Annotated in this window: 20 protein-coding genes; 10 read left to right on the top strand and 10 right to left on the bottom strand. The window is 68.4% G+C overall.

Annotation, left to right across the window (positions count from 1 at the left end; all coding sequences use genetic code 11):
• Positions 1-11 precede the first annotated feature (11 nt).
• Positions 12-3,809, bottom strand: coding sequence for a nitrate reductase subunit alpha (locus ACHQ4I_RS13190; protein ID WP_420771998.1), 3,798 nt, complete (start codon positions 3,807-3,809; stop codon positions 12-14).
• Positions 3,810-4,215: 406 nt separating this feature from the next.
• Here ACHQ4I_RS13190 and ACHQ4I_RS13185 point away from each other — a divergent pair, with 406 nt between their 5' ends.
• On the top strand, positions 4,216-4,341 hold the full coding sequence (locus ACHQ4I_RS13185) for a YdeI/OmpD-associated family protein (protein ID WP_420771997.1): 126 nt from the start codon (positions 4,216-4,218) through the stop codon (positions 4,339-4,341).
• A gap of 10 nt (positions 4,342-4,351) precedes the next feature.
• Here ACHQ4I_RS13185 and mtnC read toward each other — a convergent pair whose 3' ends face one another.
• The 8 genes from mtnC to ACHQ4I_RS13145 form a co-directional block, all read right to left on the bottom strand.
• Complete coding sequence (mtnC, locus tag ACHQ4I_RS13180) at positions 4,352-5,035, bottom strand: acireductone synthase (RefSeq protein WP_420771996.1); 684 nt, start codon at positions 5,033-5,035, stop codon at positions 4,352-4,354.
• Entirely contained in the window at positions 5,032-5,607 is a 576-nt protein-coding gene (locus ACHQ4I_RS13175; RefSeq protein ID WP_420771995.1) for a 1,2-dihydroxy-3-keto-5-methylthiopentene dioxygenase, read from the bottom strand. The genes mtnC and ACHQ4I_RS13175 overlap by 4 nt, the downstream gene beginning before the upstream one ends.
• A complete protein-coding gene (gene mtnA, locus ACHQ4I_RS13170; protein WP_420771994.1) occupies positions 5,604-7,289 on the bottom strand; it encodes an S-methyl-5-thioribose-1-phosphate isomerase in 1,686 nt (561 codons plus the stop codon). The genes ACHQ4I_RS13175 and mtnA overlap by 4 nt, the downstream gene beginning before the upstream one ends.
• A 413-nt stretch (positions 7,290-7,702) precedes the next feature.
• A complete protein-coding gene (locus tag ACHQ4I_RS13165) occupies positions 7,703-7,879 on the bottom strand; it encodes a hypothetical protein (RefSeq protein ID WP_420771993.1) in 177 nt (58 codons plus the stop codon).
• Between the two features lie 96 nt (positions 7,880-7,975).
• A complete protein-coding gene (locus ACHQ4I_RS13160; RefSeq protein ID WP_420771992.1) occupies positions 7,976-9,763 on the bottom strand; it encodes an NTP transferase domain-containing protein in 1,788 nt (595 codons plus the stop codon).
• A 161-nt stretch (positions 9,764-9,924) separates the two neighbouring features.
• Entirely contained in the window at positions 9,925-10,668 is a 744-nt protein-coding gene (locus ACHQ4I_RS13155; protein WP_420771991.1) for a VOC family protein, read from the bottom strand.
• A 39-nt stretch (positions 10,669-10,707) separates the two neighbouring features.
• Complete coding sequence (locus ACHQ4I_RS13150) at positions 10,708-11,004, bottom strand: MGMT family protein (RefSeq protein WP_420771990.1); 297 nt, start codon at positions 11,002-11,004, stop codon at positions 10,708-10,710.
• A gap of 5 nt (positions 11,005-11,009) precedes the next feature.
• A complete protein-coding gene (locus tag ACHQ4I_RS13145) occupies positions 11,010-11,795 on the bottom strand; it encodes an alpha/beta fold hydrolase (protein ID WP_420771989.1) in 786 nt (261 codons plus the stop codon).
• 147 nt (positions 11,796-11,942) lie between these two features.
• Here ACHQ4I_RS13145 and ACHQ4I_RS13140 point away from each other — a divergent pair, with 147 nt between their 5' ends.
• The 4 genes from ACHQ4I_RS13140 to nudC all read left to right on the top strand — a co-directional run bounded on the left by ACHQ4I_RS13140 (position 11,943) and on the right by nudC (position 22,313).
• Positions 11,943-16,034, top strand: coding sequence for a PD-(D/E)XK nuclease family protein (locus tag ACHQ4I_RS13140; protein ID WP_420771988.1), 4,092 nt, complete (start codon positions 11,943-11,945; stop codon positions 16,032-16,034).
• 67 nt (positions 16,035-16,101) lie between these two features.
• Complete coding sequence (locus tag ACHQ4I_RS13135; RefSeq protein WP_420771987.1) at positions 16,102-20,181, top strand: UvrD-helicase domain-containing protein; 4,080 nt, start codon at positions 16,102-16,104, stop codon at positions 20,179-20,181.
• 120 nt (positions 20,182-20,301) lie between these two features.
• Positions 20,302-21,357, top strand: coding sequence for a potassium channel family protein (locus ACHQ4I_RS13130; protein WP_420772672.1), 1,056 nt, complete (start codon positions 20,302-20,304; stop codon positions 21,355-21,357).
• Between the two features lie 47 nt (positions 21,358-21,404).
• Positions 21,405-22,313 (top strand): NAD(+) diphosphatase, encoded by a 909-nt coding sequence (nudC, locus tag ACHQ4I_RS13125; protein WP_420771986.1) that lies wholly within the window; start codon positions 21,405-21,407, stop codon positions 22,311-22,313.
• A gap of 61 nt (positions 22,314-22,374) precedes the next feature.
• Here the strand turns inward: nudC and ACHQ4I_RS13120 are convergent, their stop codons facing one another.
• Complete coding sequence (locus ACHQ4I_RS13120; protein ID WP_420772671.1) at positions 22,375-22,605, bottom strand: mycoredoxin; 231 nt, start codon at positions 22,603-22,605, stop codon at positions 22,375-22,377.
• Between the two features lie 107 nt (positions 22,606-22,712).
• Between ACHQ4I_RS13120 and ACHQ4I_RS13115 the strand changes: the two genes are divergently transcribed.
• The 5 genes from ACHQ4I_RS13115 to ACHQ4I_RS13095 all read left to right on the top strand — a co-directional run bounded on the left by ACHQ4I_RS13115 (position 22,713) and on the right by ACHQ4I_RS13095 (position 26,798).
• Complete coding sequence (locus ACHQ4I_RS13115; protein WP_420771985.1) at positions 22,713-23,135, top strand: SRPBCC family protein; 423 nt, start codon at positions 22,713-22,715, stop codon at positions 23,133-23,135.
• Positions 23,132-23,578, top strand: coding sequence for an EVE domain-containing protein (locus ACHQ4I_RS13110; protein ID WP_420771984.1), 447 nt, complete (start codon positions 23,132-23,134; stop codon positions 23,576-23,578). Before ACHQ4I_RS13115 ends, ACHQ4I_RS13110 begins: the two co-directional genes overlap by 4 nt.
• Entirely contained in the window at positions 23,571-24,029 is a 459-nt protein-coding gene (locus ACHQ4I_RS13105; RefSeq protein ID WP_420771983.1) for a MarR family winged helix-turn-helix transcriptional regulator, read from the top strand. The genes ACHQ4I_RS13110 and ACHQ4I_RS13105 overlap by 8 nt, the downstream gene beginning before the upstream one ends.
• Before the next feature lie 141 nt (positions 24,030-24,170).
• A complete protein-coding gene (locus ACHQ4I_RS13100) occupies positions 24,171-26,348 on the top strand; it encodes an ATP-dependent DNA helicase UvrD2 (protein WP_420772670.1) in 2,178 nt (725 codons plus the stop codon).
• Between the two features lie 108 nt (positions 26,349-26,456).
• Positions 26,457-26,798, top strand: a complete 342-nt coding sequence (locus tag ACHQ4I_RS13095; RefSeq protein ID WP_420771982.1) for a hypothetical protein — start codon at positions 26,457-26,459, stop codon at positions 26,796-26,798.
• Positions 26,799-26,948: the final 150 nt, after the last annotated feature.

Here is a 26,948-nt window from a genome sequence, read left to right as displayed (position 1 = left end):
GTCGGATCATGTCAGTACTTCACTTCCTGCGAGCGACGACGGATCGTCGTGACCTCGTCGCGCTGATTTCCGGTGGGGCCGTGGTAGTTCAGTGCGAAGGACTGCTGCGCATAGCCGCCGATGAGATGCGACGGCTTGATCATGATGCGGGTGAGCGCATTGTGGATGCCGCCGCGCTTACCCTTACCGGGCTGCTTATCCGGTGCGGCCCAATCGAATCCGTTGCCATTGCCGTTCGAATTCGGCAGCCCCTCGATGCGCGGCACGTCCACCGCGCGGTCCTGGGCGTGGTACATGAACACCGTGCCCTCGGGCATCCGGTGGCTGACGATGGCCCGCGCGACGACCACACCGTTGCGGTTGACAGCCTCGATCCAATCGTTGTCCGCCACACCGATTTTCGCCGCGTCCTTATCCGACATCCAGATCGTCTGCCCGCCGCGCGAGAGCGTCAGCATGTGCAGGTTGTCCTGGTATGCCGAGTGGATCGACCACTTCGAATGCGGTGTGAGGTACCGGACGGTGACGCCGTTGTCACCGACGGACCCCACCCCTGGCTCGCTGAACAGCGCGCTCATATCGAGCGGCGGCCGGAAGATCGGCAGCTGCTCACCGAGTTCGGCCATCCAGTCGTGGTCGAGGTAGAAGTGCTGGCGCCCGGTGAGGGTGTGCCAGGGCTTGAGGCGTTCGGTATTGATGGTGAACGGGGAGTAGCGCCGTCCGCCGGTCTCGCTGCCCGACCACTCCGGCGAGGTGATCACCGGAACCGGCCGCGACTGGGTGTCGGCGAAGGTGATTCGCTTGCCCTCGTGCTCGGCGGCCAAATCGGCCAGCTCGGTGCCCGTACGCCGTTCCAACGCGTGGAAACCCTCGACCGCGAGCCTGCCGTTGGTGGTGCCGGACAGGGCGAGAATCGCCTCGGCCGCGTGCGTGTCCTTGGCCAGCGACGGACGCCCCTGGGCCACACCGGAAACCACGGTGCCGTTCACACCGGCGAGGTAGGCCACCTCTTCGTCGGGATGGGTGGTGATGCCCTTGGTGGTGACGCCGAGCGTATCGATCAGCGGTCCGAGCGCGGCCATCTTCTCCGCGAGCTTGGGGTAGTCCCGTTCGACCACGACCAGCTTCGGCATGGTCTTGCCCGGAATCGGCTCGCACTCACCGGTTTTCCAGTCCAGTACGCGTCCACCGGCCTGCGCCAGCGCATCCGGCGAATCGTGCTGTAGCGGTACCGCGACGATGTCCTTGCGCTTGCCCAGATGCTTCTCCGCCATCCAGGAGAATCCGCGCGCGATCCGGTGGAACGCGTCGAAGTCCGTCTTGGCCTCCCACGGCGGGGAGATGGCGGGGGAGAAGGCGTGCACGAACGGGTGCATATCGGTGGAGGACAGATCGTGCTTCTCGTACCAGGTGGCCGCGGGCAGCACGATATCGGAGAACAGCGTGGTGCTGGTCATCCGGAAGTCCAGCGACAGCAGCAGATCCAGCTTTCCGGTCGGTGCGTCCTCGCGCCAGACCAGCTCCTGCGGCCGCACACCCGCGACATCGGTGGTCTGCAGATTGGAATCCGCGCCGAGCAGGTGCTTGTGGAAGTACTCGTTGCCCTTACCGGAGGATCCGAGCAGATTCGCCCGCCACACGGTCAGGCAGCGCGGAAAGTTCTCCGGCGCGTCGGGATCCTCGCAGGCGAAGCGCAGATCCCCGGACTTCAGCCCGTCCACCACATGGTCGGGCGCGGTCTTGCCCGCCGCTTCGGCCTCGTCCACCAGATCCAGCGGATTGCGGTCGAACGTCGGATAGCTCGGCATCCAGCCCAGGCGACTGGCCAGCGCGATATTGTCCGCAGCGGTGCGGCCCGCGAATTTCCCACTGCCCAACGGCGAGGCGAAGGACTGCGCGGTGAACGGGTCGTAGCGCCACTGGTCATTGCTGAGGTACCAGAACACGGTGCCCTGCATCTGACGCGGCGGCCGCTGCCAGTCCAGCCCGAAGGCCAGCGTGGACCAGCCGGTTACCGGCCGGCACTTCTCCTGGCCGACGTAATGCGCCCAGCCGCCGCCGTTCACGCCCTGGCAGCCGGTGAGCAGGGTCAGCGTGAAGAAGGAGCGGTAGATCTGATCGGAGTGGAACCAGTGATTGGTGCCCGCACCCATCAGGATCATCGAGCGCCCGCCGGATTTATCGGCGTTATCGGCGAATTCGCGGGCGATGCGCTGGGCCTGCGCGGCGGGCACGCCGGTAATGGCCTCCTGCCAGGCCGGGGTGTAGGGCTCGGACGCGTCGTCGTAGCCGGTCGGCCACGTCCCGGGCAGTCCGTCGCGCCCCACTCCGTACTGCGCGAGCAGCAGGTCGAAGACCGTGGTGACCCGCTTGCCCGCGACGGTGATCGTCGGTACGCCGCGCACGACCACGCCTGCGGTATCGGTATCGAAACGCGGCAGCTGCACCGCGATCGGGTGCTGGTCGGCCCGATCGTGCAGGGTCAGCAGCGGATCGACGCCTTCGAGATCCAGATTCCACTTGCCCGCGTCGCCCTCGGTGAAGCGGTGGCCGAGAGAACCGTTGGGCACCACCGGATTGCCGGCGGCGTCGAGCAGCACCATCTTGTGCTCGGCGGTCTCGTCGGTGTGGCCGAGGTCGGCGGCGGTGAGGAACTTCCCGGGCAGTGCGCCGTCGTGGTGGTAGTCACCATCGGCGTCCCAGCCCTCCGGATCGTCGAGACACACCAGGAAGGGCAGGTCGGTGTAGCGCTTGATGTAGTCGAGGAACCGGGGCGTGCTGCGGTCGACGAAGAATTCCTTCAGGATCACATGACCCATCGACATGGCAAGGGCCGCATCGGTTCCCGGTCGCGCGGGCACCCATTCGTCGGCGAATTTGGTGTTGTCCGCGTAGTCGGGCGAGACCACCACGACCTTCTGACCGCGGTAGCGGGCCTCGGTCATGTAGTGCGCGTCCGGGGTCCGGGTCACCGGGACATTCGATCCCCACATGATCAGGTAGCCCGCGTCGAACCAGTCGGCCGACTCCGGCACATCGGTCTGATCGCCGAAGACCTGCGGCGAGGCCACCGGCAGGTCGGCGTACCAGTCGTAGAACGACAGCATCGAGCCGCCGAGCATCGAAATGAACCGTGCGCCAACGGCATGGCTGACCATGGACATGGCCGGAATGGGGGAGAATCCGGCCACCCGGTCGGGTCCGTACTTCTTGATCGTGTGCACGTGTGCGGCGGCGGCGATCTCGGCGGCCTCCCACCACTCCGCGCGCACGAATCCGCCCTTGCCGCGAGAAGACTTGTAGCGCTTGGCCTTTTCTGGATCCTCGACAATCGATTCCCAGGCCAGCACCGGATCCTTGAGCCGCTCCTTGGCCTCCCGGTACAGCTCGAGCAGGACACCGCGCACATACGGATAGCGCACGCGCGCGGGCGAATAGGTGTACCAGGAGAACGATGCCCCACGCGGGCAGCCGCGCGGTTCGTATTCGGGCTTATCCGCGCCGACCGAGGGGTAGTCGGTCTGCTGCGACTCCCAGGTGATCACGCCGTCCTTGACGTAGATCTTCCAGGAGCACGATCCGGTGCAGTTGACTCCGTGCGTGGAGCGCACCACCTTGTCATGTGACCAGCGGTCCCGGTAGAACTCGTCGGCGGTGCGGCCGCCCACCTGATGCAGGCTGCGCTGGTCCGTCGAGACCTCGCCCCGGTGGAAATATTTGCCGAGACGCAGCAGTGCGTCACTCGCGTCCGTGGATTGCCGATCGGCCGAATCGGAGGACGCGGAAGCCTGAGTACGCGAATTAACCACGACGTCCCCTTCGAGCTGTTAAACCGGGCTGTTGCACCGACTGTAAGGAGGTCGCGGCGCACGTCCAAACAAATCTCTCACAGCGCGCGCTGGCCAATGGTGAGTTGTGAGGTCGGCGCAACGTGGTAGTCACCGCGGGATTGCCCCGAAACGTCGCAGACATCGATGTGACCTGGGCGGATCCGCCCTGACCGGCCGAAATGCGGCCTCCGGAGGGTGTTTCGGGGACTTGCCGGTGATGCTTTGGAAACCGCTGGTTCTCGGGTGGTTTACATTTGTTAACACACCTCGAGCGGTCCGCTGAGGCCCATTTCACACTCGATCCGGGCGGTCGAACGGCGACGCGCGCACCATTTTCGCGACCTGCTTCGCTATTCGCTCCAGATTTGCCGATAGTTTCCGCGGGGTGCGCGCGGCATTCGACGTACTGTCGTTTTCGACGCGCCGCGAACTTGTCAACGGCGTTGTCGAGGCGAAACGGCCGCAAACCCGGACCCGGCGGATCGAGAAGGCGGTGGCCGCCGCCAGCTGAGGCGAATGCCTCAGGCCAGGGTCAGTTCGGCGAAGGAGTCGATCCAAAGGTGTGGGGGCCGTGCGGGATTGGGCTCGCCGGGACGGTGGACGCCGGTCACCGACCAGCCCGCGGCGACCGCGGCGTCGAGTTCGTCCGGATGATCGGAGAGGAACAGGATGCGGTCGGCGGGGGTGCCGATGGCGCTCGCGATCTTCTCGTAGGAGGCGGATTCGCGCTTCGGGCCCGCGCTGGACAGGTCGAAGTAGCCGCTGATGAGTGATGCCAGTTCGCCGCCGCGGGCGAAGCCGAACCAATCCTGTTGGTTGCGTACCGATCCCGAGGAGTAGACGTAGAGCGCCAGGCCCGCGGCATGCCAGGCGGCGAGGGCGGGCGCGACATCCGGGAAGAATTCGCCGTGCAGCGCGCCATTGCGGAAGCCCTCGGCGCAGATGATGCCCTGTGCGGCCTTGAGCGGTTCGGCCTTCACATCCGAGCCGAGCCAGTCGCGCAGGATCGCGGCCACCTCGTCGGTGTCGGCGTCGGGGCGTCCGGCGAGTGCGCGGGTGTCCGCGATGACGGGGGCGGCCGCGCCCGTGCGGTTTTCGGCCAGCCACTCGGGCAGGCGCGCACGGGTGTAGCCGTACAGGTCCTCGCGCACCGAGCTGGTCGGGCTGGTGGTGCCCTCGATATCGACGACGACGGCGGCGATCACGGGGCGGTCAGCAGCTGGTCGAGGGTCGGGAAGCCCGCGCTGATGGGGTCACCGGTGAAATCGCCGACCCAGCCGTCCTCCTCCTCGAAGAAGCGGATGGCGATGAAGTCGGGGCGGGTGCCCATATCGAACCAGTGCAGCGTGCCGGCGGGCACCGAGAGCAGGTCGCCGCCTTCGCAGACCGCCGCCACGACCTCGTCACCGAGATGCAGGTAGAAGCAGCCGCGTCCGGCCGCGAAGAATCGCACCTCGTCCTCGGCGTGCCGATGCTCGCTGAGGAACTTCTCCCGCGCGCCCTTGGCGATCTGCGGCCATTCCGGATTCGCGTCGTCGGGGTGGATCCGAGCGATATCGATATGCTTGTAGCGGCCGGAGGCATTGAGCTCGGCCACCCGCTCGTCGTATTCGGCGAGCAGTTCGTCCGAGGACGCTCCGGTGGCGTTGTCCAGCACCGGCCAGCGGTCGAAAGTGATTCCGCGCGCGGCCAATTCGGCTGCGATCAGCGCGTCGTCGGTGGTGCGCAGCACTACCTTGTCGGCATCGTCGGCAGCCATAACCTGCAGCAGCGTCATGAGGTCAGTCCAATCTCGAGGATCTCGTTCGGGTTGCGCGCGGCAAAGGCCTGCCGACGACCGGTGCGGGCCACCAGCTCACACAGGGCCTCGAGGCATTCGGCACGGTCGCGTGCCTGGGCGAGGTTGTCGCCCCAGGTCGTGATCCCGTGCCCGGCGATGCCCAATACCGGTGCCGCGGTGGGGTGCTCGCTCAAGTATCGCTCGATATCCGCACCGATGCGTGCGACGTCGGGCCAGTTCGGGAAGACGGGCAGGTCCAGGGCGGTCGGGTAGGTGCCGTCCGGTCCCTTGGCCACCAAGCCCTTGATGAGTTCGTAGTCGGCGATGCGCAGGGTGGTCACCGCGGCGGGGGAGCCGGAGCGGGTCGCTGCGGTCGTCGCGTACGGCGGATGGATGTGCACGACGGCCGTGGCGTCGGTGGTTCGATACACCGCCGTGTGAATCGTGGTCTCCGCCGAGGGTTTGCGCTGCTGGTCCGGCACCGGCGTGGAGTCCGAGACGCGGACGGTCACCATGTCACGCGCGGTCAGTTCGCCCTTCGACAGCCCACTGCCGGTGATCACCGCGGTATCGCCGGTGCGCACCGAGATATTGCCCGCCGTGCCCGGCATCCAGCCGCGACCGTACAACTCGCGCGCGGTATCGGCGATGGCCGCACCCGGATCACCTTCGGCCCGTTCGGCATTCGCGCCGTGGACGACACCGAGTTCGGTGACGACCGCCGTCACCAATTCCGCGGGTGTCACATCGAAGGCCGGATTGAAGGCCTCGGTATCGGCGGGAGCCGTTGCGGCGCCGCCGAATCCGGTCACCTCGGCCGCGGCCCGCTGTTCCACGACGATATCGGCGCCGGTCGCCATCCTCGGATCACGCGTCGACTCCGGCGCCACCACGATGAACGGAATGCCGTGGTGGCGGGCCGCGATCGCGAGCCCATAGGTGCCGATCTTATTGGCGACATCGCCATTGGCGGTCACCCGGTCCGCGCCGACCAGCACACAGTCGACCTGACCGGTCGCCATCGCCCAGGCGGCGGCCGAATCGATGGTGAGCCGATGCGGGATGCCCGCCTCGGCCAGCTCCCAGGCGGTCAGCCGCGCGCCCTGCAGCAGCGGGCGGGTCTCGTCCACCAGGACGTTCTCGATCGCTCCGCGCTCGGACAGCACCCGCATCGCCCCGATCGCGGTGCCGAAGGCGCTGGTCGCCAGCCGCCCGGTATTGCAGTGCGTGAGCACCCGCAACGGCCGGTCCGGGCAGAGCCGCTGCACGAGATCGGCGGCGTGCGTCGCGGCGGCCCGGTTGACGCGGCCGTCCTCGGCCAGCATGGCCAGGGTCTCGGCGAGCACGGCATCCGTACCGAGCGGCACCTTGGTCAGCACCCGCCGCACCGCCCAGGCGAGATTGACCGCGGTGGGCCGGGCGTCCGCGATCCGTGCTGCGTCGGCCTGCACGCCTGCCACATCGACGACGCCGTCGGTCGTATGCGCGGCGGTTGCGATGACAACGCCGAACGCGCCCGCGATCCCGATCGCGGGCGCGCCGCGGATGGCCAGCGTCTTGATCGCATCGATGACCTGCTCGACCGTGGTCAGCCGCAGCTCGCGCACCTCGTGGGGCAGTTCGCGCTGGTCGATGGTGACCAGCGCACCGTCGTCCCAGATCAGGGAACTGTCGTCCATCAGGCGCATCCTTCGGTCGAGCGGAGTCGGGAGTTGTCCCTGGTCAACGGTATCGGACCGCCTCCTCGATCCCGTCCCAACCCCCGACCGCGCCTGCCGTACCCCCGATCCCCCCGACACACCGGCGCTATTACGCCTCGGCGCATAACTACCGCGCGTCCTCGCCTCGATGGCCGCCCGCAATGCATTTCGCATTTTCGGCGGCGAAAAGCGGCGCTGCGGCGGGCCGGACGTAATTAGAACGGCGCGCAGTGCATTTGCGATAACAAGTCGAGCGTTATGGGTTGATCAGCCGAAACACATTGCCGTAATTAGTAGCCCGAACCGACCCGAACCGGGGAAGTGCCGCAGCGGAGCCGGGGGCGCACGGCCGGGCCGCCGGTCCAATGAAGGAACCGGCGGCCCGTTTCAGATCAGTGCTGCCCTGGTCGGCGCTGCTGCTCCTCAGCACGTCGCCGGTCGGGCGTCTGGCCCTCGCGCTGCTCGCGCTCGCTGATGCCAGAACGGATGCCCTCTTGGCGCTGCTGTTGCTGCTGCCGCTCCATCTGCTTGGGCATTTTCTTAGGCGTTTTCTTCGACTTTTCAGCCATCTCCACTCGGTCCTTTCCGAAGTGAGTGATTTGTATTCGCCTAACGAACACACAATAGCGAGCGGACATCAGCAGTGGAAGAAAAGAGAAAATTCTTTACACCCGCAGTGGCAGGAATTCGACCAGATCGTCGTCTACGGCCTCGGCCGCGACGATGACCAGGCCGTCGCGGTCGACGAGGCCGCCCAGATGGGTGGTGCGGATCTGTGGATCGCCCAGCCAGCCGCCGTAAGGGGCGATCCGGGCCGGGACGATGCGGGTGACGGGGCCCGAGATCGCGCTCGCATTGTGCAGCGGTCCGATCAGCGGACGCAGCGGATGGCCGCCGGTCCGGCCTTCGACGAGGGCCGGCGACAGGGCCATCAGCGTCGCCAGGGCCGCGAAGGGGTTGCCGGGCAGGCCGAGAATGGTTGTGCCGGTGGTCAGCTCGGCGACGACGGTGGAGCCACCCGGACGTATGGCCAAGCGGTGCACCAGGATTCGGGCCCCGGCGCGCGCGATGGCGCCGCGCAGTTGGTCTGCCGCGCCCCCGCCGGTGGCGCCGACGATCACCAGCAGATCGCAATCGTCCGCCGCTGCGAGCACTTCGTCGAAACCGCGCGGGGTATCGCGCAGGTGGACTCGATCGATAGCGCGAATTCCATACCAGGACAGCACATCCGGCAGGATGGGGCCGATCGAGTCGCGGGTCTGGCCGGTCTGCAGCGGGCCGGTGCTGCGAATCTCGTCGCCGGTCATGACGATCCGGGCCCGGACCGGGCCGCGCACGAGGGCCTCGGTCACCTCCACGCTGGCCGCGGCGGAGATCAGGGCCTCGGTGACCGCGGTGCCCTCGGGGGCCACCAGATCGCCCGGATCGCGGTCCTCGCCACGGCGGCGGATATCCTCGCGCAGCGGGGAATCCTCCTGCCGGTACAGCATTTCGGCGTTATCGGTCCGCGCGAATTCGTCACGGAGCACACGTGTGGTGCCGTCGGGCACATGTGCGCCGGTGGCGATTCGCACCGCCTCGCCTGGCAGCAATCCGACCGGCCGCCGTCCGCCCGCGAAGCCGATATCGCGGCGCAGACGCCACGGACCGTCACCGGCGACGGCATATCCATCCATTGCCGAGACGTCGAAACGTGGCAGCGGCCCGACGGCGGTCAGCGGCCCGGCGAGAGTGGCGCCGCGCACGGAGCTCAGCTCGGCTCGGTACTCGGTGAGTCGAGACAGATTGGTGCGCAGGATATTCCGTGCTTCGTCGAGGGCCAGCGGCGCACCGGCGACGGTCGAGGACGGTGCGGGGCGCCGACTCGACGCGGCGGCCCCCGCATCCCAGGCCATCCGGGCCCGCCGCACCTGCTCCTCGGTATCGCAATCGGCGATACCCGCCATGGTGACGGTGACCGTATCGGCCGGAATCAGGGCCTTCATCGGCTGATTGATCAGTGAGTCCAGCCGCTCGAGCGCGGCCGCCAGCGCGGTGCGCCGCCACACGCCGATCAGATACTGCGGCCGCCCGGACTCGTCGGCCGCGAAGACCGCGTCCGCACCGGATTCGCTGCCGTGCCGAATCAGTTCCAGCACTGTCGATTCCGACAGGAAGGGCAGATCCGCCGCGAGCACCACCACCAGCGGGGCCGCGGTCGGTCCGAGCGCGCGCAGCCCGGCCCCCACCGCGGCGACCGGACCCGAGCCCGGCGGCACCTCGCGCACCTGCACGATTTTCGGGTCCAATTCCGGCCGGTGCGGTCCGACGACGACGGTTCGCCCACACGGCCGCACCGCCGCGAGGGCCGCATCGAGCATGGACCGGCCGCCGATGACGATGGCCGGCTTGTCGACGCCCCCCATGCGGCTGGCGCGCCCGCCCGCCAGCACGATCGCATCCGCGGCGGTCACCGGTCGGCGCCCGGCGCGATGGGCTGCGCGATCGCACAGCGATTCGATGCGGGGCGGCGGTCGGGCGATGGGTGGGCGAGCATGGCCGACATGCTAATTCGTCGGCAGCGCCGACCCGTTGAGGGCAGGTGCCTCCAGCGACCCGCGGGCGGTGGCAACGGCTAAACCGTCGAATAGTCCGGTCGGACCAGGCAGAACTCGTTGGTCTCCGGATCGGCGAGCATCAGTCCGGGCATACCGCCGACGGCATTCGGGGCGACCTGGGTGGCCCCCGCCGCGCGTAGCCGGGCCACCTCGGCGGCCGGATCGTCGGTTGGGAAGGAAGCCAGGTCCAGATGCAGTCGATTGCGGCCGCTCTTCACATCGGGAGTGCGGACGAACTCCAGCCAGCAGCCGAGTCCGGTCGCCGATCGCAGCCCCGCCACCTGCGCGCCGCCGTGGGCGACCGGCCAGCCGGTGGCGGTGGACCAGAACTCGGCCAGCCGCACCGGATCGTGCGTATCGACCACGATCGCGGCCACCGCGCCGGTGTCCACGTACTCCTCCCTCGGCTCGAGCACGCAGAATTCATTGCCCTCCGGATCGGCGAGCACCACCCACGGCACCGAGCCCTGGCCGATATCGACGTGGCGGGCTCCCAGCGCGAGCGCACGGTCGACCTGGACGCGCTGGTGGTCGAGTGAGCGAGTGGCCAGATCCAGATGGATGCGGTTCTTGCCGTCCTTGGCGCGCGCCGTGGGCAGGAAGGTCAGGGCCGGGTCGAGGCCGTCCGGATCGTGCGCCGCCACGTCGACCTCGTCGGGGCGGTCGATCGTCACCGCCCAGCCCAGCAACTCGGCCCAGAAATCCGCGACTAATCGAGGTCGGTCCGCATCGAAGACGACACACGCCAGGCGGGTGGACATGACTCAACGTTAACCGCCGATCGACGGCGGCGCGGCCGTTTACGGGAGCGGAAAACGCGCGGCGCGCAGGTCCACTCGGCCGTCGCGGATCGGCACGCCCTCGGCGGCCAGCAAGCGCAACTGACGGTCGGCGAGATGGGCGGCCGGGCGGCCGCCGGCCCCGATCACCCGATGCCAGGGCAGATCGGCGGAGTCGGTGCGCATGATCCAGCCGACCGTGCGCGGGGTGGACAGTCCGGCCGCCGCGGCGATATCGCCATAGGTGACCACCCGGCCGCGGGGAACCGTCGCGACCAGTTCGCGCACCCGCTCGACCTCGGCATCGGTGGTGGCCATCGAGTTCACAGCACCGATCGGATCAGCGCCGCGGTCTCGGCCGGACGGGCCTGGGCGACCATATGATCGCAGTCCCATTCGAGCATGGTCAGATTCTCGCCGAGGTGCTCGGTGAGGGCGGCCCGGAACTCGGGCGTCACGAAGGGCGGCACCACCTTCATGGCCTGCACCAGGACCGTCGGCAGATCGGTGGGCGGCAGCACATAGTGCCGGGCCAGCTGACCCCAGTAGGAGTTGATGGCGGGCAGGCTGATCCGCCAGCCGACCCGACCGTCGGCGGTGGGCATCAGATGTTCGGTGAGTTCGGCGTCGAGCAGGCGCGGTTCCACCTCGCCCCAGCCGGTCGAGATCTTGTCCTGACGCGCGTGCTCGACGGTGTCGTAGTCCGGTGAGGCCAGGCTGGACAGCGCGATATCCATCAACCGCTCCGGCTCCAGCGCGATGGCGGAATCGAGCAGGATCAGTTTGCGCACCAGGTGCGGATGCTGATGGACCAGGTGCAGCGCGCAGGCTCCGCCGAACGAATGCGCGACCACCACCACCGGTTCGTCGGTCTCCGCGGTGAGCAGTTCGACCAGATCCTCGACGATGGTCTCGAAGTTCCACGGCGGCAACGAGGTCGAGTGACCGTGTCCGCGCAGGTCGGGGGCGATGATCCGGACGTCGGGCAGATGTTGGGTGGCCAAGTCCTCCCAGCGTTTGCCATGACCGGTCACACCGTGCAGGGCCAGGACTTTCGGCCCGTCGGCAGGCCCGTACCGGTACACATGAAGAGGTGACACAAGAATCATATTGACGCATATCGAAATCCATCGCAGACCGAGGCGTGTGTTCGACCTCACCGATGCGGGAATCGCCCGCGTGGCGTGTCGGAGGTGTCTGTTGCAATAGCCCGCGTGGTGCGATCGGATAGCGCGGTGCGACTTGTTCGCCGGAACATGGCGGCACCCCCGGCTCTGGCCTGGGGTGCCGATGTCCGCGCGCTGTTCGACGCCGCCGCCACCGTCGGCCCGATTCGACCGGACTGGCGGCCGTGGCAGGTGCTCGGCGGACCCGGCACCGGCAAGACCGCGCTGCTGATCGATCTGGCCGCCGAGCGCATCGCCGCGGGCGCCGATCCGGAATCGGTGCTGGTGCTGACCCATTCCAAGCAGGCGGCGAGCACGGTGCGCGACGCCATCACCGCCCGGCTGAGCGGTCCCGACACCACCGAGGGCGGGGTACCCGGCGCCACCAGGGAGCCGCTGGTGCGCACGCTGCACTCCTACGCGTTCTCGGTACTGCGCAGACATGCCAGCGCGCACGGCAATCCGCCGCCGCGTTTGCTGACCGGTGCCGAGCAGGATGCCGTGCTGCGCGAAATGCTGCGCGGTGATCTGATCGATATCGCGGCCGGGGCCGGTGGCCTGTGGCCGGAGCGATTGCAGCCCGCGCTCGGCCTCGGCGGGTTCGCCGAACAGTTGCGCGATCTCATGCTGCGGGCCACCGAACGCGGGCTCGGACCCGAGGATCTGGTGCGGCTGGGCCGCGAGCACGGTCGGCCGGAGTGGGTGGCGGCGGGTAAATTCGCGGTCCGCTACGAACAGTCGATGCTATTGCGCTGGTCGGTCGGGGTGGAGGCGCCCGAGGCGACCGCGCCCGCATTGGATGCGGCCGAACTCGTCGGGGCGGCATTGGACGCGTTGGCCGGTGATGCGGATCTGCTCGCCGCCGAACGGAATCGGATCCGATACCTGCTGGTCGACGACGCCCAGCATTTGGATCCGCAGGCCGCACTGCTGGTCCAGGTGATGGGTACGGCCGCGCATACCGCGGTGGTGGCGGGCGATCCGGATCAGGGCGTCTTCGCCTTCCGCGGCGCGGACGCGCGCTTCGTCGCCGATCTGGCGGCACCGGACGGACAGCGAATCGTCCTGCGGGACAACCACCGATCGGGCGGTCAGGTACAACTGGCCCTCGCGCGGATCGCCGCCAAGTTGCCCGGCAGTGCGCCACAACGCTTTTCGGCCCCTGGGCACAGCGTGGAACCCAAGGACGACGGCACCGCGGTGCGGGTACGGGTACTGGCTACCCCGGCGAAGGAAGCCGCCCTGATCGCCGACCATTTGCGCCGCGCCCACCTCACCGACGGCGTGCCGTGGTCGCGAATGGCCGTGATCGTGCGCTCGGTGCCGTTGTCGCTGGCGCCGCTGCGCCGCGCCCTGCTCGCGGCCGGAGTGCCTGTGCAGCAGCCCGCGCTCGACGCACCGCTGGCGCGGCGGCGCGGTGCGGCCTGGATGCTGCTCGCGCTGCGGGCGGTGCTGGCGGAGGATGCCGAGCGCCGCGGTCGACGGCGCTCGGCTGAGTCGATGTTCTCCGCGGAGGACGCCCTGGACCTTTTGGCCGGACCGCTCGGCGGCGCCGATCAGATCACCCTGCGCCGATTGCGTCGCGGTATTCGCCGCAGCGTGCTGGAGTCCGCGCGCAGTGAAATCAAGGCCGCCCGGGCGCATGCGAATTCGGTACCAGGTGCTGAACCCGATTGGGCCGCAGAGGGTTTCCCTCCGGATGCGGAGATGGTTCCGCCGGACGATCTCGACCCCGGGGATCCTAGGACGGACACCTCCGAACGTAATGTCACGACTACCGAACGGAATATCAGCCAAGCCGAACGGATGGCAGACGACGCCGATTGGTACGGCATCGAACGGGAATGGACTCATCGCGACTCCGAATGGCACGGTGATCGTTCCGAATCGGAAGTCGATGACTCGGAGGGAACTGGCGAGTCGAGTAAACGAGGCGCTGCAGGCCCCGAAGAGGGCGCATCCGAGGCGGAGCGGGCCACCATCGGCGATGCATTTGGGGACACTCGCGACACCGAGCGGGGTCAGGGCAATACCGAGGGGGGCGCGCGCGATTCTGAATATGGCACGGACCAAGTGGAGTTGGGCCCACACGCCCCTGCGCCGGGCGCAGACGATGCTGGACGAAGCTCGCAGCGAACCGATCAGGGTGGCGTAGACGATGCCGAGCGGAGCGCGGACGACAGTGGTTCCGAATGGCGCGCCTACGTCGACAAATCCTCTGCGGAGGTGCTGCGGGATCTGCTGGTCGGGCGCGCGGATCGCCGAATCATGGAGCGGCTCACCGATGTCGAGGCCGCGCCGCTGAAGCGGGTGTTCGACGCGCTCGATCGGGCCATCAGGACTCGGCGGCGCGGGGCCGGGCTGGAGGATGTGCTCTGGGCGCTGTGGACCGGGTCGCGACTGGAGCGACGCTGGGTCGCGCAGTCCGAACGCGGTGGGGCAGCGGGCATGCAGGCCGATCGCGACCTCGACGCCGCCGTCGGACTGTTCGACGCCGCGGCCGCCTATGTGGACCGGTTGCCGCGCGCGAGCATCGAGGGCTTCGTCGAATACCTTGTGCAGCAGGAGATTCCGCACGACACGCGATCGCTGACCGCGCCGGGCGAGGCGGTCGCGCTGCTCAGTGCGCACGCGTCGGCGGGCCGGGAATGGGATGTGGTCGCGGTCGCCGCTGTGCAGGAGGGCATCTGGCCGAATCCGCGTCCCCGCGGCACCCTGCTGCAGACCGAGGATCTGGTCGATCTCACCGCGGGCATCGTCGACGCGGGTGACGTGGTGAGCCGTGCGGCCCCGATCATGGCCGAGGAGCGCAGGCTGCTGCTGGTCGCGTGCAGCAGGGCCCGGCGCTCGCTGCTGGTCACCGCCGTGGAATCGGTTTCGGGCGAACGCGATCTGGTCCCGTCCCGATTCCTCGCCGAACTCCTCGGCCACGACGACGAGAGCGAACCCGGCGCGCTACCGGTCGCCGACCCGGGCCGGGCACTCGTCATGCATGCGCTGGTGGCCGAATTGCGCGGTGTGGTCTGCGATTCCGAGGCCGAACCGGAGCGCAGGCGCCGCGCCGCACACCAACTGGCCCGGCTGGCACACGCGGGCGTGCCGGGTACGCATCCGGACCACTGGTACGGCACCGCCGATCTCAGCTCGTCGCGTTCGCTGTGGGACGAGGACGACGCCGCGGTCGCCTTGTCCCCGTCCACCGTCGAGCTGCTGCGCACCTGTCCGCTGCGCTGGGCGCTGGAACGCCACGGCGGCACCGACGGCGACAATCCGCACGCCGTCAAAGGCAATCTCGTGCACACCCTCGTGCAGGCGCTGGCGGGCAAGGTGCCCGAATCGCAGGTCCGCGCGGCATTGGACAAGGCATGGCAGGCCATCGATCCCGGCACCGGCTGGCATTCGCGTCAGGAGTTGCGCCGCACCGAGGCCATGTTGGAGACGTTCATGGCGTGGGTGCGCAATACCCGCGGCGAGCTGACCCAGGCCGGCGTCGAGGTTCCGGTCGATTGCGTGCTGCCCCCGCGCACGGAAGACGAACGTGCCGTGCGGATTCGGGGCCGGGTCGACCGGCTCGAGCGCGATGCCTTCGGCCGGTTCGTCATCGTCGATGTGAAGACCGGGAAGTCGCCGGTCACCAAGCAGGCCGCCGCCGACCACGCTCAACTCGCGACCTATCAGGTGGCGGCCGCCGCGGGCGCACTCGATATCACCGTCGGTGAATCCGCGGATTACGACAGCGCGCAGGACGAATCCGGCACTACTGCTAAAGGCGAATCCGGCGCTGCCAAAGGTGAATCCGGCTCTGCCACAGGTGAGTCTGGCGCTGTCGTAGGTGAGTCTGGCGCTGTCGTAGGTGAATCCGACACTGCTGCAGGTGAATCCGACTCTATTGCAGCTGGATCCCGCGCTGCCGCAGGTGAATCCCGCTGGGCTGCCGCCGAACCCGGTGGCGCTCGCCTTGTCTATGTCGCCAAACCGAGCAGCAAGGAGGGCGCCACCCAGCGCATGCAGCCCGCACTCGATGCCGAGGCACTCGAGAAATGGCGTGGCACAATTCACGATGCCGCGGCCGCGACGCAGGGCCCGAGCTATCTCGCCATGCGCAACGATGGCTGCAGGCATTGCTCGGTGGCGGGTAGCTGCCCCGTCCAGGACACCGGAAGGCAGGTGACCGACGAGTGAGCGAACGCAGAACCATGTGCCAGCGCGCGTCGCGCGTGCCGGAGCCCAGCGCCAGCGAGGCGCAGGCATGAGCGGCACTGTCTCGCCGAACCGGCTCGCGGAGGCGCTCGGCCTCCCGCCACCCACCGACGAGCAGGCCGCGGTGATCGCGGCCGCACCGGGTCCGACCCTGGTGGTGGCCGGAGCGGGCGCGGGCAAAACCGAGACCATGGCCGCACGCGTGGTGTGGATGGTCGCCAACCGGCTGGTGCTGCCCGACGAGGTGCTCGGCCTGACCTTCACCCGAAAAGCCGCCCAGCAGTTGACCTCCCGCATCCGCACCCGGCTGGCCCGGCTGGCCGGTTCGCCACTGCTGCGCGAACTCGACACCGGCGGTGAGCTGCGCACCCAACTCTCCGGCGCCGAACCCGAGATCAGCACCTACCACTCGTACGCGGGCCGCCTGCTCACCCAGCACGGCCTGCTGCTGCCCGTTGAACCCTCGGCGACACTGCTGACCGAAACCCAGCTGTGGCAGCTCGCCCACCAGGTGGTCCGCGACTGGGACGGCGACCTCGATACCGACCGCACCCCGGTCTCGGTCACCGAGGCGGTGCTGGCCCTGTCCGGCCAACTCGCCGAACACCTGGTGGAACCCGAACAACTCGCCGAGGCACACACCGAACTCGAAAAACTGGTCCACACCCTGCCCGCGGGCCCGCGCCAACGCGGCGGACCGAGCCAGGCCCTGCAGAACATCGTCCAGGTGCAGCGCGAGCGCGTCGCCCTGCTGCCCCTGGTCAAACAGCTGGCCGAGGCATTACGCCGCCGCGGCGCACTGGATTTCGGCGCCCAGATGTCCCTCGCCGCCCGCCTCGCCGCCGAACACCCCGAGGTCGCCGCGGCCGAACGCGCGCGCTTCCGCCTGGTGCTACTAGACGAATACCAGGACACCGGCCACGCCCAACGCATCCTGCTCGCATCACTGTTCGGCGGATCGTCCCCGCAACCGCAGGCCAAGCGATCACCAAAGGTCGCCGACCCGCCGAAGTCCACACCTGCCACCAGGGCCGAAGGGCCGGCGCCGGATCCGCGTGCGCCGATCGACCTCGACTCTCGCCGGAGCGAGCCCGACGCTCGCGAGAGCCACGGGCATACGACGCAGGGGCGTCATTCGGAGGGCGCGCACAGAGCAACCGGCCGTGGTGACCAACGTTTGGCGGTTACCGCGGTGGGCGATCCGATGCAGTCGATCTACGGCTGGCGCGGCGCGTCCGCCGCCAACCTGCCCAGATTCGCCACCGACTTCCCCAGCGCCCCAGGGATTCCCGCGCCGATTCTGCCGCTGCTGACCAGCTGGCGGAACCCGCCGGAAGCGCTCGCCCTGGCGAACCTGGTCGCCGAACCTTTGCGCCGCAATGCCATCGACAGTGGTGGCGTGACCGTCGACGCGCTGCGCGCGAAACCCGATGCCGAACCGGGTGTCGTCGCGCTGGCGCTGACCGAAACCGTTGCCGACGAACGAAACTGGTTGGCCGGTCGGATCGCCGCCGAATGGGCTACCAAGCGCGAAGCGGGGGAGCCGCCGCCGACCTCCGCCGTGCTGGTGCGCCGTAATGCCGATGCCGCCCCGCTCGCGGAAGCCCTGCGCGAACAAGGACTTCCGGTGGAGATCGTCGGTCTCGGCGGTCTGCTCGCCACCCCGGAGGTCGCCGATATCGTCGCAACCTTGCGGCTCATCGCCGAACCCGGCGCGGGCAGCGCCGCCATGCGCATACTCACCGGCGCCCGCTGGCGCATCGGCGTCGCCGATCTGGCCGCGCTCGCCCGCCGTGCCAGGGATCTGTCGATCAGCCGCCTGCACGGCAATGAGGTCGATGAGATCACCGACTCGGCCGCACTCGCCGAGGCCCTGCGTGAGGTGGCGCCTGAACCGGCAGAACAGGCCGGGCTCGCCGATGCGATCGCCGATCCCGGTCCGTCGGAACAATATTCGGAATCCGGCTGCCAACGCATTGTCGCACTCGGCCGCGAACTCGCCGCACTGCGGGAACGCAGCGGCCAGCCGCTCGCCGAACTCGTCGCGGATGTGGAACGCACCATCGGCGTCGGTGTGGAGACCCAGGCCCGCCGTGCGATGGTCGGCGCCGGTGCCGGGCGCGAACATCTGGACGCCTTCGCCGAGGTGGTCGCCGGATACGCCAGCGATTCCGGCGCGTCGCTCGGCGGCCTGCTCGCCTTCCTCGCCGCCGCGGAATCCGTCGAGAACGGTTTGGAGCCGGGCGAAGTCGAGGTGGCCAGGGACCGCGTCCAGGTGCTGACCGTGCACGCGGCCAAGGGACTGGAATGGGAGATCGTCGCGGTGCCGCATGTGACCCGCGGCGTCTTCCCCTCCGGCGCGGCCTCGGGCACCTGGCTCGGCGCACTCGCCGAACTCCCCACCACCCTGCGCGGTGACCGCCAACAGGACGATGCCGCCGAGGGCGTCCCGGTCCTCGACCTGTCGGACCTCTACGACCGCGCCGACCTGGAGCGAGCGATCAAGTCCCACAAGGAATCCCTGGACCGCCGCCGCATCGACGAAGACCGCCGCCTGTTCTACGTCGCCCTCACCAGAACCGAACGCGTCCTACTCGTCTCCGCCCACCACTGGGCCGAAACCGGTACCACCCCCAAGGGTCCCTCCGATTTCCTTTTGGAACTCAAACACGCCAGCGAGGCCCCCGACAGCCCGGCCAATGGCGCGGTCACCATCGACCGCTGGGACGAAGCCCCCGACGTCGACGCCGTCAACCCCTTCACCGACCACCCCGCGACCGCCGAATGGCCCCGCGACCCGCTCGGCAACCGCCGCGACCCCATCGAACAGGGCGCATCCCTCGTCCGGGCCGCCCTCGCCGAACTGGCGGCGCAATCCACCGCCGGTATCACCGCGACGCACCGCGCGGGCCAGAGCCGTGACAAAGCAGCCGCCCTCGCCGCCCTCGCGGCCCGATCCGGCGATGGTGTCACCGCAACGCTCGAGGACACTGACAAAGCAACTGCCACAGTCGATTTCGCGGACCGCGAACCCGGTGACATCGACATGACATCGACAGTAGCCCCACCCACCGACAACTTTGCCGACCCGAGAACAACGGCCGCTCACCCCGACGATCCAGCACTGTCGGTCGACCCGTATGCCGACGTTCCCCCGCCCGACTTTCCCGATGCGCCAGCACCGTTCGACGATCCGTACGAACCAACCAGCGTCGCCGGCGCATCAGATCCCCACGAACCGGATGAATTCCCACCACCCCCAGACGACTTCGAGTCGCACTCCGATGACTTCGTGCGGTACACCGACGCATTCGATCCGTACGAATTCGACCCGCCCCCAGACGACTTCGGCTCCGAATCCCCACTGTCACACGACGGCTCGGTCGATCATCCGTCCGATCCCGACGACCCGGACGGCTGGGCCGCCGACGTCGACGCCCTACTCGCCGAATACGAAGCCGACCAGGCCATCGCCCAGGAAGTAGAACTCCCCGGCCAAATCGCCGCCACCGCCCTGGTCGAAATGCGTGCCGACCCAGCAAAACTCGCCGCCCGCCTGCGCCGCCCCCTGCCGTTCCCGCCCAATCCGCTGGCCCGCCGCGGCACCGCCTTCCACGCCTGGGTGCAGCGCTGGTTCGCCGCCGACCGCCTGCTCGGCTTCGACGAACTGCCCGGCGCCGCCGACAGCAGCGCCGCCGACGCGGGCCTGGACACCGAACTGGTCACCATGCAGGAGTCGTTCCTCAATTCGCCGTGGGCCCATCGCAGCCCGCTCGAGGTGGAGATCCCCTTCGAGACCTCCATCGCGGGCACGGTGATCCGCGGCCGGATGGATGCGGTCTTCGCCGAACCCGGCGGCGGCTGGATCGTGGTCGACTGGAAGACCGGCGCCGAACCCGCAGCCGCCGACGAGCCGGCGGTCGCCATGCAGCTGGCCGTCTACCGACTGGCCTGGGCCAGGTTGATGGCCGCGCGCGATCACGGCACCGAGGCGCAGATGCTCGAACGCATCGCCGCCGCATTCCATTACGTGCGCACCGGGCGCACCATCGCCCCCGCCGCGCTGCCCGGTCCGGACGAACTGGCCGAGCTGATCAGGAATGCCGCGCCGACCGATCCGCGACCATAGGATTCACCAACTGTTCGCGTGGGTGCCGGGTGCGCCCGCGACGACCCGGTAGGCTCCCGTGCGTGCCGGAGGGACAAATAACGCCGGAGGTAAGCGACTCGGCCAGGATGGGTGAGTCCGGTGTTCGGTGATCGCGAACGCAGTGTCGGGTTGTCCACTCGCCCGGATTTCGCATTGGTCGGTGTGCTGCGCATCCCCGAAATCCAGTCCAGTCCATGGGCTTCGCTGGTGCGCCGGGTGCTCTTCGCGATCGGCTTGCTGTTCGCCGCGGCGCTGGTGGTGTACGTCGGACGCGATGGCTACCACGACAATTCGGGTAACGAGCTGTCGTTCCTCGACGCCTTCTACTATGCGACGGTTTCGCTGTCGACCACCGGCTACGGCGATATCGCGCCGGTGACCGCCACGGCCAGGCTCGTCAATATCGTCATCATCACCCCGCTGCGCATTCTCTTCCTCATCGTGCTCGTCGGAACCACCATCGGCGTGCTCACCGATCGTTCCCGGCAGGCATTCAAGATTCAGCGTTGGAGGCGCAGCGTGCGTAATCACACCGTCGTCGTCGGATACGGGACGAAGGGCCGCACCGCGGTCGACGCCATGCTCGGCGACGGCGTGCAGCCCGCCGATATCGTCATTGTCGATACCGATACCGTCGCACTGGAGGCGGCGGCGAATGCGGGCCTGGTGACGGTGCACGGTTCGGCCACCCAATCAGATGTGCTGCGACTGGCCGGTGTGCAGCGGGCGGCCTCGGTCATCGTCGCAACCAACCGGGACGACACCGCCGTGCTGGTCAGCCTGACGGCGCGCGAACTCAATAAGAGCGCCAAGATCGTGGTCGCCATCCGGGAGGCCGAGAACACCCATCTGCTGCGCCAGTCCGGCGCGGATTCGGTGGTGGTCTCCTCCGAGACCGCGGGCCGGTTGCTCGGCATCGCCACCACCACCCCGACCGTGGTCGAGATGATCGAGGATCTGCTGACCCCGGAGCAGGGCTTCGCGGTCGCCGAACGCGATGTGGAACCGTCCGAGGTCGGCGGCTCGCCGCGCCATCTCGGCGATATCGTGCTCGGCGTGGTGCGCGACGGCGTGCTGATCCGGGTGGGCGAGGCCGAGGTGGACGCGCTGGAGGCGACCGACAAGCTGCTCTACATCCGGCACGCGGGCAGGTAACACCGACGCGACGGCTGGCGTTCGCGGCGGCGCGATAGTCTCGAACCGTGGCCTCAGGATTTCAGCTCAATGGTGTTCCGCTGCTTTCGCGTTCAGTGCTCGACCGAGCCGAGGCGATCCGGGCCGACGAACAGGCGCTGAAGGAAGGCTGGGCCGACGCCGGACTGCTCCGGGTCAACAAGCGCGGGCAGTTCCGCTTCGAGGACGGTGCGCTGGTGCTGGAACCGGCGATCGAACTGTCCGCCGAGCCGAGTCCGGCCGCGGTATTCCTCGGCATCGAAGGCGGCAAACATGTGTGGGCGGTGCGCGATCCCGAACTGCGGGGCACACTGACCGATCTGCGCGCCATGGCGGGCGGCGTCGACGATCTCACCGCCGGTCTGCTCACGGCCGCCATGGCCCTGCTGAACTGGCATGACAAGGCCGGGTTCAATGCCGCGGACGGCGCCGCGACCGTGGCCACCAAGGGCGGTTGGTCGCGGCTCGCAGAGAACGGCCACGAGGAGTTCCCCCGGATCGATCCGGCCGTCATCTGCCTGATCCACGATGGCGGCGACCGGGTGCTGCTCGCCCGCCAGCACGCCTGGCCCGAGACGCTGTTCTCCCTGCTCGCCGGATTCGTCGAGGCGGGGGAGTCGCTGGAGCGGTGCGTCGAGCGCGAGATGCTCGAGGAAGTCGGGCTCCAGGTCCGCGACATCACGTACCTGGGCAGTCAGCCGTGGCCGTTCCCGCGCTCGCTGATGCTCGGTTTCGCCGCCGTCGCGGATCCCGATCAGCCGCTTACCTTCTCCGATGGCGAGATCGCCGAGGCGTACTGGTTCACCCGCGCCGAAGTGCGCGAGGCGCTGGCCGTTGGCGATTGGTCCGCGCAGAACCAGGGCGCGCGGCTACTGCTGCCGGGGTCGATCTCGATCGCGCGCACGATCGTGGAGTCCTGGGCCGCGCTCGAGAGCTGATCGCGGGCACAAAAAGCTCCGTGCGGACCGACTGGTCCGCACGGATTGATCAACAGGGTGATCAGGCCAGCGTGGCCAGCGTCTGCTTGACCGCGGCCAGCGACGGATTCGTCGCCGTGGAGCCGTCCGCGAACTGCACCGTCGGCACGACATGGTTGCCGCCGTTCACACTGCCGACGAACTCGGCCGATGCCGGATCCTGTTCGATATCGATCTCGACATAGCTGATGCCGGACTCGTCCAACTGCTTCTTGAGCCGGCGGCAGTAGCCGCACCAGGTGGTCGAGTACATCGTCAAGGCGGGGGTCACGTCAGTCACGGATCGTTCAACATTCTACGGACCGATCCTGTTCCGTCCTCGGACTTGCGCCATATTTAGTATGCGCGCATACTAAATCCATGACAACGATCGCCACCGCACAGGCCACCTCGTCCGCGGCGCCCGCCGCCTTCTTCGCCAAATGGGCCGATATGGCCACTTGGCCCGAGTGGAACAACGACACCGAATGGGTGCGTCTCGACGGGCCGTTCACCCAGGGGGCCACCGGCACGTTGAAGCCGAAGGGCGGCCCCAAGGTCCCGTTCCGTGTCGAGCGGCTCTCCGAGACCGAATTCGTGGACGTCTCCAAGCTCATCGGCGCCCGCCTGACCTTCGACCATCAGGTCACCACCGGCCCGGAGGGCACCACCGTCACGGTGACCGTCTCGATCGACGGGCCGCTGCGCTGGTTCTGGACCAAGGTGCTGGGCGGCGATATCGCCGAGTCCGTCGAGCCCGATCTCGACGCGCTGGTCGTGGCGGCCGAGGCGGTGCTGGTATGAGGTATTGGCTCGGAGTGGTCTCCAGGGAGCATGTGCTGCGCGGTGTCGAACTAGGCATCGCACAGGTCAACCACGGAAAGCGGACCCCGCTCGAACGCATGAGTCCCGGCGACGGCTTCCTCTACTATTCCCCGCGCGAGGGCATGCGGACCGGCGCGCCGATCCGTTCCTTCACCGCCATCGGCACCATCGACGACCGCCCGGTCTGGCAGGCGGACCCGCAGGACGGCGGGTGCTTCCAGCCGTGGCGGCGCGCGGTGCACTATCGCACCGACACGCGTGCGATCCCCATCGACGAACTGCGCGGTGAACTGGATCTCACCAGCACACCGAATTGGGGCATGGTGCTGCGCCGCGGACTTGTCGAACTGACCGCGCACGACTTCGCGGTGATCGCACAGGCGATGATCGACGAACCAGAGGTAAAGGAGGCATATGAGTGAGGACCGGGGTCTGCGCACCAGATTCGCCGAGCCCGACGAAAGTCCCGGGCTCTTGCTCTGGCAGGTGACCAACCGCTGGCAGGCCGCCCAGCGTGCGGCGCTGGCCCCCTTCGACCTCACCCATGTGCAGTTCGTCCTGCTGGCGTCGCTGACCTATCTGGCCGCCCGCCGCGACGAACCGGTGATGCAACGTGATCTGGCCGCGCACGCCGCCACCGATCCGATGATGACCTCCCAGGTGTTGCGCGCGCTCGAACAGAAGGGTCTGCTCGAGCGCCGCGACCACCCGCACGACCGCAGGGCCAAGGCCCTGGTCCCCACCGAAGACGGTGTGGCACTGGCGAATCGGGCGATGGTGGTGGTCGAGGACTGCGATCAGGAGTTCTTCGCTCCGCTCGGTGGCGAGGCGCCGGGGTTCGCGGGCGCGCTGCGGCAACTGCGCGATCGCTAGTGCTCGTCGCCTCGCCCGGCCGCGCGACCCGGCCAGCGAACCGGCGGAATCCGGTGCGGCCGATCCGGACCGGACCCTAACAGGCCCGACGCCGTGGGCCGGTTTCTATCCGGGCGGCATGACTTGTCGGCGGGCACTGCCATGATGTGTGTCGTGTCGGCAACCAGTACGAGCGAGCCCGTCCGCCGAGCGCTGGACTCGCTCGACCCCGAACAGGCCGCCGCCGTGCGTGCGCCGCGGGGTCCGGTGTGTGTGCTCGCGGGTGCGGGCACCGGCAAGACCAGGACCATCACCCATCGCATCGCACATCTGGTCTCCGCCGGACATGTGAAGGCCGACCAGGTGCTCGCGGTGACATTCACCGCGCGCGCGGCGGGGGAGATGCGCGCCCGCCTGCGCGCGCTCGGACTCGGCGGCGAGGCCAATCAGGTCCAGGCCCGCACCTTCCACGCGGCCGCGCTGCGGCAGCTGAAGTACTTCTGGCCGCAGATCGTCGGGGATGTGCCCTGGCAGTTGCTCGATCGCAAATTCCCGATCGTGGCGCAGGCCGCCCACCAGGCCGGACTGTCGTCGCACACCGACGCCGTCCGCGACCTGCTCACCGAAATCGAATGGGCCAAGGCCACTCTCATCGCACCGGAGGACTATCCGGCGGCCGTCGCCAAACATCGGCGCGAGGCACCGTACGACCCGATGCGGGTCGCGGCGGCATACAGCGGTTATGAGAAGTTGAAGGCGACGCCCGACGGTCTGCTGCTCGACTTCGACGATCTGCTGCTGCATACCGCCGCCGCACTGGAGGACTATCCGTCGGTCGCCGACGAATTCCGCGGGCGCTACCGCAGTTTCGTGGTCGACGAATACCAGGACGTCACGCCGTTGCAGCAGCGGGTGCTCGACGCCTGGCTCGGCGAGCGGGACGATCTGACCGTCGTCGGCGATGCGAACCAGACGATCTACTCCTTCACCGGCGCCACCCCCGGCTATCTGCTCGACTTCTCCCGGCGCTTCCCGGAGGCGACGGTGGTCCGGCTGGAACGCGACTACCGCTCGACCCCGCAGGTGGTCTCGCTGGCCAACCGGGTGATCGGCGCGGCGCGCGGGCGCATCGCGGGCACCCGGTTGCAACTGGTCGGCCAGCGTGACGACGGGCCCGAACCGGTCTTCGCCGAATTCGACGACGGTCCGGCCGAGGCCGCGGCGGTTGCCCGGTCCATCAAGAAGCTGATCGCCGGGGGCACACCGGCCGCCGAAGTCGCGGTGCTCTACCGGATCAACGCGCAATCGGAGGCCTATGAGCAGGCGATGACAGACCAAAACATTCCATACCAGGTCCGCGGCGGCGAGGGTTTCTTCGCGCGTGCCGAGGTAAGGCAAGCCGTATCCGTGCTGCGTCAGGTCGCCTCTCGCGACGATCTGCCCGGCCAGTCCCGCAGCGGCAAGGCCTTGGTCACCTTGGTGCGCGCCGCGCTCGCGCCGGTCGGCCTCACCGCCACCGAACCCGCGGGCGCCCAGGCGCGCGAGCGCTGGGAATCGCTGGTCGCGCTGGTGCGCCTGACCGAGGAGCTGGTCGACCACGACGCCGCGCTCGATCTGTTCGGGCTGCTGCGCGAGCTGGCCGCGCGCGCCGAGGCCAGGCATCCACCGACCGTGCAGGGCGTCACCCTCGCGTCGTTGCACGCGGCCAAGGGGCTGGAGTGGGATGCGGTATTCCTCGTCGGTGTCGCCGACGGCACCCTGCCGATCGCGCATGTGCTCGGCGATGACGGCTCGGTCGCCGATCAGGGCGCGCTCGAAGAGGAGCGGCGACTGCTCTACGTCGGCGTGACCAGGGCCCGCGAACATCTGCAACTGTCCTGGGCGCTGGCCCGCGGCGAGGGCGGCAGGCGCACCCGGCGGCGCTCCCGATTCCTCAACGGCCTGGTGCCCGACGACTCGCCCGCCTCGCGAATCGCCGCACCGGTCGCCGATACCGCCTCGAACGGCGTGCGCCCGACCTGTCGGGTCTGTGCCAAACCACTGATCGGCACCTACGCCACCATGCTCGGTCGCTGCCGCCGCTGCCCGGCGGAACTGGATACCGAGCTACTGGCCGCGCTGCAGACGTGGCGGGAGGAGAAAGCCCAGGATCTGCGGGTGCGCGAGTTCGTGATCTTCACCGACACCACGCTCACCGCGATCGCCGAGCAACTGCCCGCCGATGACAACGCACTGGCCGCGATCCCTGGAATCGGGGCGAAGAAGCTCGAGCAATACGGGGCCGAGGTATTGAAGATAGTGGCCTCGCGGCTGCGGTCAAGCCCACAAAACCGCAGGTAGAAAATAGGTTGTCGCGATGGGCGACAACACATATGGTGGGATTCACGCACCGGGAGGTCATCCCGGCGCGCACAGTTACCGACACGAGTACAGGAGGGAGGCAGAACGATGAATGGCAACACCAACTTCAGCGCGAAAGGAGCTGCAGTGAATGCTGCACCCGTCATGTCGGCCTCCCGGGGGATCCTCGATTTGCAGGGGATCGGTCTGTCCGGCGTCGACGTATTTGGGGTTCAGGCGCAATCCATGCCGATGCATTCCCCGATTCGCGTCCTCGAGCAGGACAAGCCCAGCGCGGGTTGGCACCCGGCCTTTGCCACCACGGCAGAAGTCGGCGCTTGCGCAGTTGAGGCCGGATATGCACCGGCAGAACTGCGGGCAGCACGCCTCCGCCGCACCGCACACCCAGCGACCGTGATCAGGATTCGACAGAGATGTCGAACTAGGTAGGGAACACCCCCCGACCTCCTGGCCACGGATCGCCCGAAGCGAAACCGTGGCCAGTATTTTTTACCGGCCCTTCAGCCAACACCGGCCTCGGTTTCGCGGAACGAACGAAACGTACCGCTGCAAACGAGCTGAAGGAGAACGACGTGTTCA

It is taken from the genome of Nocardia nepalensis, from assembly GCF_048910785.1.
In the GTDB taxonomy this organism is placed as follows: Bacteria; Actinomycetota; Actinomycetes; order Mycobacteriales; family Mycobacteriaceae; genus Nocardia; species Nocardia nepalensis.
This window is presented reverse-complemented; position numbering and strand designations above follow the sequence as displayed.

Coding starts and splice junctions, on each gene's coding strand:
- ACHQ4I_RS13135 (WP_420771987.1), top strand. CDS start 16,102: ATGAGCGGCACTGTCTCGCCGAACCGGCTCGCGGAGGCGCTCGGCCTC.
- ACHQ4I_RS13165 (WP_420771993.1), bottom strand. CDS start 7,879: ATGGCTGAAAAGTCGAAGAAAACGCCTAAGAAAATGCCCAAGCAGATG.
- ACHQ4I_RS13095 (WP_420771982.1), top strand. CDS start 26,457: ATGAATGGCAACACCAACTTCAGCGCGAAAGGAGCTGCAGTGAATGCT.
- ACHQ4I_RS13175 (WP_420771995.1), bottom strand. CDS start 5,607: ATGACGCTGCTGCAGGTTATGGCTGCCGACGATGCCGACAAGGTAGTG.
- ACHQ4I_RS13150 (WP_420771990.1), bottom strand. CDS start 11,004: ATGGCCACCACCGATGCCGAGGTCGAGCGGGTGCGCGAACTGGTCGCG.
- ACHQ4I_RS13155 (WP_420771991.1), bottom strand. CDS start 10,668: ATGTCCACCCGCCTGGCGTGTGTCGTCTTCGATGCGGACCGACCTCGA.
- ACHQ4I_RS13120 (WP_420772671.1), bottom strand. CDS start 22,605: ATGTACTCGACCACCTGGTGCGGCTACTGCCGCCGGCTCAAGAAGCAG.
- ACHQ4I_RS13140 (WP_420771988.1), top strand. CDS start 11,943: ATGGCGGCACCCCCGGCTCTGGCCTGGGGTGCCGATGTCCGCGCGCTG.
- mtnA (WP_420771994.1), bottom strand. CDS start 7,289: ATGGACGACAGTTCCCTGATCTGGGACGACGGTGCGCTGGTCACCATC.
- ACHQ4I_RS13145 (WP_420771989.1), bottom strand. CDS start 11,795: ATGATTCTTGTGTCACCTCTTCATGTGTACCGGTACGGGCCTGCCGAC.
- ACHQ4I_RS13115 (WP_420771985.1), top strand. CDS start 22,713: ATGACAACGATCGCCACCGCACAGGCCACCTCGTCCGCGGCGCCCGCC.
- ACHQ4I_RS13105 (WP_420771983.1), top strand. CDS start 23,571: ATGAGTGAGGACCGGGGTCTGCGCACCAGATTCGCCGAGCCCGACGAA.
- ACHQ4I_RS13110 (WP_420771984.1), top strand. CDS start 23,132: ATGAGGTATTGGCTCGGAGTGGTCTCCAGGGAGCATGTGCTGCGCGGT.
- ACHQ4I_RS13100 (WP_420772670.1), top strand. CDS start 24,171: ATGATGTGTGTCGTGTCGGCAACCAGTACGAGCGAGCCCGTCCGCCGA.